5 protein-coding genes are annotated in these 7,195 nt (G+C 67.0%); 2 read left to right on the forward strand and 3 right to left on the reverse strand.

The window, feature by feature from the left end; translation table 11 throughout:
• Positions 1-12: 12 nt before the first annotated feature.
• From Q4E25_RS09585 to Q4E25_RS09595, 3 genes are read right to left on the reverse strand one after another with little or no spacing between them, the layout of a single operon-like run.
• The gene (locus tag Q4E25_RS09585; RefSeq protein ID WP_303156575.1) at positions 13-1,170 is read right to left on the reverse strand and encodes an SAM-dependent methyltransferase; all 1,158 of its coding nucleotides are present in this window, start codon (positions 1,168-1,170) and stop codon (positions 13-15) included.
• A complete protein-coding gene (locus tag Q4E25_RS09590) occupies positions 1,167-1,994 on the reverse strand; it encodes an NUDIX domain-containing protein (protein ID WP_303156576.1) in 828 nt (275 codons plus the stop codon). The genes Q4E25_RS09585 and Q4E25_RS09590 overlap by 4 nt, the downstream gene beginning before the upstream one ends.
• A gap of 33 nt (positions 1,995-2,027) precedes the next feature.
• Positions 2,028-2,903 (reverse strand): ABC transporter ATP-binding protein, encoded by an 876-nt coding sequence (locus tag Q4E25_RS09595; protein ID WP_303156577.1) that lies wholly within the window; start codon positions 2,901-2,903, stop codon positions 2,028-2,030.
• A 58-nt stretch (positions 2,904-2,961) separates the two neighbouring features.
• Here Q4E25_RS09595 and Q4E25_RS09600 point away from each other — a divergent pair, with 58 nt between their 5' ends.
• Entirely contained in the window at positions 2,962-4,968 is a 2,007-nt protein-coding gene (locus Q4E25_RS09600; RefSeq protein ID WP_303156578.1) for a maltotransferase domain-containing protein, read from the forward strand.
• Positions 4,969-5,022: 54 nt separating this feature from the next.
• On the forward strand, positions 5,023-7,143 hold the full coding sequence (gene glgB, locus Q4E25_RS09605; protein ID WP_303156579.1) for a 1,4-alpha-glucan branching protein GlgB: 2,121 nt from the start codon (positions 5,023-5,025) through the stop codon (positions 7,141-7,143).
• Positions 7,144-7,195: the final 52 nt, after the last annotated feature.

A 7,195-nucleotide genomic window follows, 5' to 3' on the forward strand; every position in this document is an offset into this window, starting at 1 on the left:
CTCGCCTTTCCGTCAGAATTTTGTTGCGTAATTACCTTCGCCCGATACTACTCGGGGTCCGCACAACAACGCGATTCCCTGCGCGCCGATGCGCGTGATCACCACCGTCTTTGCCGTGCTGCCGCGCAGCTTGAGCTTCTTGCGCAGCTGGTCCGGGTCCACGTCCTGGCCGCGTACCAGGATTTCCAGGCTGCCCACGTCGTGCGCGGCCATCGCCGCCTTGAGCTTCTTCATGGGCACGGCCTCGATGAATGGAAAGCCGGAGGCCCCCTGCGGGATGCGCTCGCCGGTGAGGTAGGCAATGCGCGGGTCGAGCTGGCGCAGGCCCTCGCGAGCGGCGTAGTGGCGCACCAGGCCCGCGCGCACGACGGCGCCGTCGGGGTCGATAATGAAGCGCCCGATTTTACCGGCCTCGGGCAGGTCCTCCTCCGCGGCGGAATCGTCGAGGACGTCCACGCCCACCTCGCCGCCTTGCGTACGCAGCATCACCGCCCTCCTGCCCCGGCCGAGGACCGGGGTGTACAGGCAGGTTTCCTTCACCCCGCCGTCGAGGCTGACCACCGTGACCAGGCCCTCCCACTCGGAGTAGTCAATGCCCGGCGCGCACTTAACGGCCAGCTCCGCGTGGGCGCTAAGCAGATCCGGCAGGGGCGGCAGCAGCTGGTCCAGGCGGGTGATGCGGTTGCCCCCGGCGCGGCGCGCGGGATCCGCGATCACCACGGGGGCGGTGGTGGTTCTCGTCAACGCGTCCGCCTGGAAGACGGGGTGCGCGACGTTGTGCCGGGCCATCTCCACGCGCACGCGGTCGAGATCCGAGCCCACGTAGGTGCCCGGCCGATAGGCACTGCCCTCGGTGCCAATGGAGCAGGTGACGTCGTGGACGAGTTCCACCCCGGCCTCGCGCAGCAGCTGCGCGCGGTAGCGCGCTACCGGCAGCGGTGTGGCCTGTTGGGCGGAGTCGTGGTCCATGAGCCAGTGCCCGGGCAGCTTGTCCCCGCGGCGGGCTCCAGCCAGTTCCGCTACGGCGCGGCCGTGCTCGCCGAATTGCTTGCGCAGCGTGGCGACGTCCCCCACTAGCGACTTCTTGGTCAGCGGCAGGTCCGCGGTAGCGGCGGCGATATCCGAGGCGTGGGCGCGGAAGAAGGCGATGTCTGAGAGGGTATAGCTCATATGCGGTCTACGGGTTGGGTGGTGAAGTATTCGCGGTACAGCGGGTCCTCGGAGGGATCCCCGATGATGGGGCGGAGGTCGGAGAAGGTGACGTCGTCAAGCACGGCCTTGACGCTGGGGTAGCGGGCCAGGCGCTGGATCTGCGCCCAGGTGGGGATGGCCAGGCGGACCAGGCCCGCGCGCCAGCCCTCGAGGATGAGAGAGGGCGGGAACCAGCCGGCGTCGTCGGCCTCGGTGGTGCGCCCGTCGGGTTCTTGGCCCTCGGGAAGCACACCAATAAAGAAAAAGGTGTCATACCAGTGACCGCGGTCCTCCCCCACCCAGCGCGACCACGGGTGGAGCATGTCGGCGTCGACGCGCATGCCGTTGTGGGAGAGGAACTCGGTAAAGGAAATGGTGTGGGTTTCCAGCATCTCGCGCTCGCGGTGGTAGCGCGAGGCGTCGGAGACGATGCCGTCCTCCCTGATGGCCAGCAGGGTGCCGGCCTCCTCGAAGAGCTCGCGAGCAGCAGCGAAGGTCAGCGCGTGGGCCTTGTACTTGGTCACGCCCAGGCGCCGGGCCATAGAGACTACGGACTTGCCCGCCCACAGCTCACCGGAATCCCACATGCGCGGTGGGAAGTCGCGCGGGTCTACCCCGCCGCCGGGGAAGACGGCGTGACCGGGGTAGGTGCGCATGGTGTGCACGCGCTCCTGCAGCCAGACTTCCAGCCCCTCGGCGCCGTCGCGCAAGAGCAGGACCGTAGCGGCGAGTCGACCCCCGTTGAAACCGCCGGTGTCTGTGGGGTCGATCGCGTCGATACGGTCATGAATGGGTTGGGTCATGCATTGTTCCGAGGAGTTGCGAAGTTCCGAGAGTTAGCGAATCCGCCGGGCGAAGTAGCGCTCCCCGATGCGGTCCACCTGGATGGGTTGGTGGAAGGCCTTCGAGAGGTTGTCCGACGTCAGGACGGAGTTGATGAGTCCCTTCGCCACGACCTTACCCTCATCGAGGATCATTGCATGGGTAAACCCGTAAGGGATTTCCTCCACGTGGTGGGTGATCATGACGATGGCCGGGGCGTCGGCGTCCAGGGCCAGATCCCCCAGGTAGCCCACGAGGTCCTCGCGCCCGCCCAGGTCCATGCCGGCGGAGGGTTCGTCGAGGATGAGCAGCTCCGGGTTGGCCATGAGGGCGCGCGCCAGGATGACGCGCTTCTTCTCGCCCTCGGAGAGGGTGCCCCAGGTGCGCTCGGCGAGGTGGCTGGCGCCGACCTGCTCGAGGATCTCCTGGGCGCGGCCGAAGTCCATGTCCTGGTACTCCTCGCGCCAGCGGCCCAGGATGGCGTAGCCGGCGGAGACCACGAGGTCATCGACACGCTCGTTGTCAGGGATGCGGTGCTGAACGGCGGCCGAGGAGATGCCGATGGCCGCGCGCAGGTCGCGCATGTCCGTCTTACCAATGCGCTCCCCCATGAGGAAGGCGGTGCCGGCAGACGGGTACTCCTCGGCGGCGGCCATGCGCACCAGGGAGGTCTTGCCGGCGCCGTTGGGGCCGATGATCACCCAGCGCTCGTCGAGCTCGACCTGCCAGTCGATGGGCCCGACGAGCGTGCGCCCGCCGCGGCGCAACTCGACGCCGCGAAAGTCAATGAGCCAATCGTCATCGGTGACGGGTTCTGGGGCTGCGTGGCGCGCGGTGTAGGCCGCCGCTGGCTGCTGTTGAGGATCTGCTGGAGTATTCACGGCTCCCATTGTGGCCGATTCTTCCGCTACCCGGTGAAACTGACACAGCTGCATTACTCTAAAGGGCATGACTACACGCCTTGGTATCGATGATGTCCGCCCGTCCATTGCCGGCAACCTCGCCACAAAGGCGGTGGTGGGAGAGGTCATCCCCGTCACCGCGTTGGTGTGGCGGGAGGGCCACGACGCCGTCGCCGCTACCCTCTCGGTGTGGAACACCGAATCCCCCGCTGTGTCCTCCTCCACCATGAGCGTGGACCCGCAGGATCCTGACCGCGTCCACGGCGTGTTTAGCCCGGCGACGATGGGCCGCTGGTTCTTCCGCATCGACGCCTGGTCGGACCCGATCTCCACCTGGCGCAACGCGGTGACCAAGAAGATGGAGGCCGGCCAGGGCGTCGAGGAGCTGCGCAACGATCTGCTCCACGGCTCCGAGCTCTTTGACAAGGCCGCGATGCAGTCCCCCACCGATCACGCCGGCCCGCTCATGCAGGCGGCGACGGAGCTGGCGGACGAGCAGATGGACGTCGACAAGCGTGTGCGCACCGCCCTCTCCCCGGAGGTGGCGGACATCCTGCACCACCACCCACTGCGCGAGCTACTGGTGGAGGGCGAAATCCACGAGGTCTACGTGGAGCGCCGCGAGGCCCTGTATAACTCCTGGTACGAGCTCTTCCCGCGCTCCACCGGCGGCTGGGACGAGGAAGGCAACCCCGTCCACGGCACCTTCAAGACCACCGCCGCCGCCCTGCAGCGCGTGGCGGACATGGGCTTTGACACCGTCTACTTCCCGCCGATTCATCCCATCGGCAAGGTACACCGCAAGGGCAAGAACAACTCCGTGGTGGCCGAGCCCGGTGACGTGGGCTCCCCCTGGGCCATCCAGGACCACCACGCCACCCACCCGGAGCTGGGCACGATGGAGGACTTCCGCGAGCTGGTGGCCCACGCCAACGAACTGGGCCTCGAGGTGGCTCTCGACCTCGCGCTGCAGGCCTCCCCGGACCACCCGTGGGCCACGAGCAACCCGGAGTTTTTCACCGTGCTGGCGGACGGCACCATCGCCTACGCGGAGAACCCGCCGAAGAAGTATCAGGACATCTACCCGCTCAACTTCGATAACGACCCCGAGGGCATCTACGCCGAGATCTACCGCGTAGTGATGCGCTGGGTGGACGCCGGCGTGCATACCTTCCGCGTGGATAACCCCCACACCAAGCCGGCGAACTTCTGGGCCTGGTTGATTGCCAAGGTGCACGTCACCCACCCCGAGGTCATCTTCCTAGCGGAGGCCTTCACCCGCGCGCCGCGCCTGTTTGGCTTGGCCAAGGCTGGCTTTACCCAGAGCTACACCTACTTCACCTGGCAGACCAGCAAGCACGAGCTCACCGAGTTTGCCCAGATGCACGTGGAGCAGGCCGATATCTGCCGCCCCAACCTCTTTGTCAACACCCCGGACATCCTCCACGAGTCCCTGCAGACCGGCGGGCGGGCCATGTTCGCCATCCGCGCCGCGCTGGCCGCCACGCTCTCCCCGCTGTGGGGCGTGTACTCCGGCTTCGAGCTCTACGAGCACCAGGCGGTGGCGCCCGGCTCCGAGGAGTACCTCGACTCCGAAAAGTACGAGCTACGCCCGCGTGACTTCCAGGCCGCGGTCAACTCCGGGGACTCGCTGGAGGCCTTCATCCGCCTGCTCAACATGATCCGCCGCGACAACCCCGCGCTGCAGCAGCTGCGTAACCTGCACTTCCACCAGGTGGACAACGAGGCCATCATGGCCTACTCCAAGGCGGATCCGGCCACCGGCAACGTCATCCTCGCGGTGGTCAACCTCGATCCGCGCAACGCGCAGGAGGCCACCGTCACCGTGGACATGTCCGCCATCGGGCGCGAGCCTGGCGATGTCTACGTGGTCCACGACGCCATCACCGGCGCGGCCTACCAGTGGTCCGAGCGCAACTTCGTACGCCTCGAGCCCATGCGTGATGTCGCTCACCTCTTTGTGCTGCCGCCCGCGGACCCGCACCGCCTAGAGCAGCTGGCCTGGCGCCACGTTGCTGATTACCGCCCGTAGCCTCTTCCCCACAAAGCAGGGCGCGGCGCCCTGCAGCAAGGTACGTTGAATTTTATGACTATCCCCGCCTCCGACCTCGCTCGGCTCAACAGCTGCCGTCACCACGATCCACACGCCTTCTATGGCTGGCACGAGGGTACGGTGCGTACCCGCCAGCCGGGCGCGGAGGCGGTGGAGCTGGTGACCGCCTCCGGCTCGGTGCCCATGACCCCGGCGGGCCACGACATGTGGCAGGCCCCGCTTGAGCGCGAGGAGGACTACCGCCTGCGCATCACCTACCCGGGCCAGCCGCCCCGCGAGGTGGCCGATGGTTACCACTTCCTGCCCACCCTGGGCACTTTGGACCTGCACCTCATCGGCGAGGGCCGCCACGAGCGCCTGTGGGAGGTACTGGGCGCCAACCTCAAGAGCTACGAGACGGACATGGGCACCGTCGAGGGCACGGCTTTTGCCGTGTGGGCGCCCAACGCCGAGGGTGTTGCCGTGGTGGGTGACTTCTGCGGCTGGAACCCCACCCAGTTCCCCATGCGCAGCCTGGGCTCCACCGGCGTGTGGGAGGTCTTCATCCCCGGCGTGGGTGCCGGCGAGCGCTACAAGTACGCCATCCAGACCAAGCACGCCGGCCGGGTGGACAAGGCGGATCCGCTGACCAAGGCCGCGGTGGCCCCGCCGGAAACCTCCTCGGTGGTCACCGCCTCGGACTACCAGTGGGAGGACGCGGAATGGATGCAGGCGCGCAGTGACGATCTCAACGTGCCGATGAGCATCTACGAGCTGCACGTGGGCTCGTGGAAGATCGGCTCCAACTACAACTCTCTGCGCGAGGAGCTCATCCCCTACCTGGTGGAGCACGGTTACACCCACGTGGAGTTCCTGCCTGTGGCCGAGCACCCCTTCGGCGGTTCTTGGGGCTACCAGGTCTCCGGCTACTACGCCCCCTCGGCCCGCTGGGGCAGCCCGGATGAGCTGCGTGCTCTTATCGACGCCCTCCACAACGCCGGCATCGGCGTCATCATCGACTGGGTACCGGCCCACTTCCCCAAAGATGAGTTCGCCCTGGGCCGCTTTGATGGCCAGGCCCTCTACGAGCACCCGGATCCGCGCCGCGGCGAGCAGGCGGACTGGGGCACCTACGTCTTTGACTTCGGCCGGCACGAGGTGCGCAACTTCCTGGTGGCCAACGCCTTGTATTGGGCGGAGGAGTTTCACGTCGATGGTCTGCGCGTGGATGCTGTGGCCTCCATGCTCTACCTGGACTACTCCCGCGAGGAGTGGCTGCCCAACCAGTACGGCGGACGCGAAAACCTCGAGGCCGTGCAGTTCCTGCAGGAGACCAACGCCACCGTGCACCGCGCGCACCCAGGCGTGCTGACCATCGCGGAGGAGTCCACCTCCTGGCCGGGGGTGACCGCCCCGACGGAACAGGGAGGCCTGGGCTTTAGCCTGAAGTGGAACATGGGCTGGATGAACGACACCCTGGAGTACTTCAAGCACGATCCCATCCACCGCAGCTACCACCACGGCGAGCTGACCTTCTCCATGATCTACGCCTACTCGGAGCGCTACGTCCTGCCCTTTAGCCACGACGAGGTAGTTCACGGCAAGGGCTCGCTGTGGGGCCGCATGCCTGGCGACGACTGGAACAAGGCCGCCGGCCTGCGCGCCCTCTACGGCTACATGTTCTCGCACCCGGGCAAGAAGCTGATGTTCATGGGCCAGGAGTTCGGCCAGACCAGCGAGTGGAACGAGTCCTACTCCATCGACTGGGCCAACCTGGAGGGCTGGGGCAGCGAGTGGCACCACGGCATCAAGCGCCTGGTGCGCGACATCAACGCCGTCTACCGCGATACCCCGGCGCTGTGGTCCCAGGACTTCAGCGAGGAGGGCTTCCAGTGGGTCAAGGCGGATGACTCTTCCAACTCCATGCTGGGCTACGTGCGCTACGGCAGCGACGGCTCCGCCCTGCTGGCGGTGTGCAACTTCTCCGGCTCCTCCGTGCCGAACTACCGCCTGTGGGTTCCGCGCGACGGCGCCTGGGAGATGGTGCTCAACACTGACGACGCCGTCTACCAGGGCGCCGGCAACGATCTCCCCCGCCACGTCCACTCCGCTGGCAACGAGATGGAGCTGCATCTGCCGGCCAACTCGGTACAGTGGTACGCCTTCCGCGGCTAAGCCCGCGCTGATCCAGTCCGTCCTACGCTCCACCCGCCCTGCGCCTTACCCG

It is taken from the genome of Corynebacterium sp. (assembly GCF_030532325.1).
In the GTDB taxonomy this organism is placed as follows: Bacteria; Actinomycetota; Actinomycetes; order Mycobacteriales; family Mycobacteriaceae; genus Corynebacterium.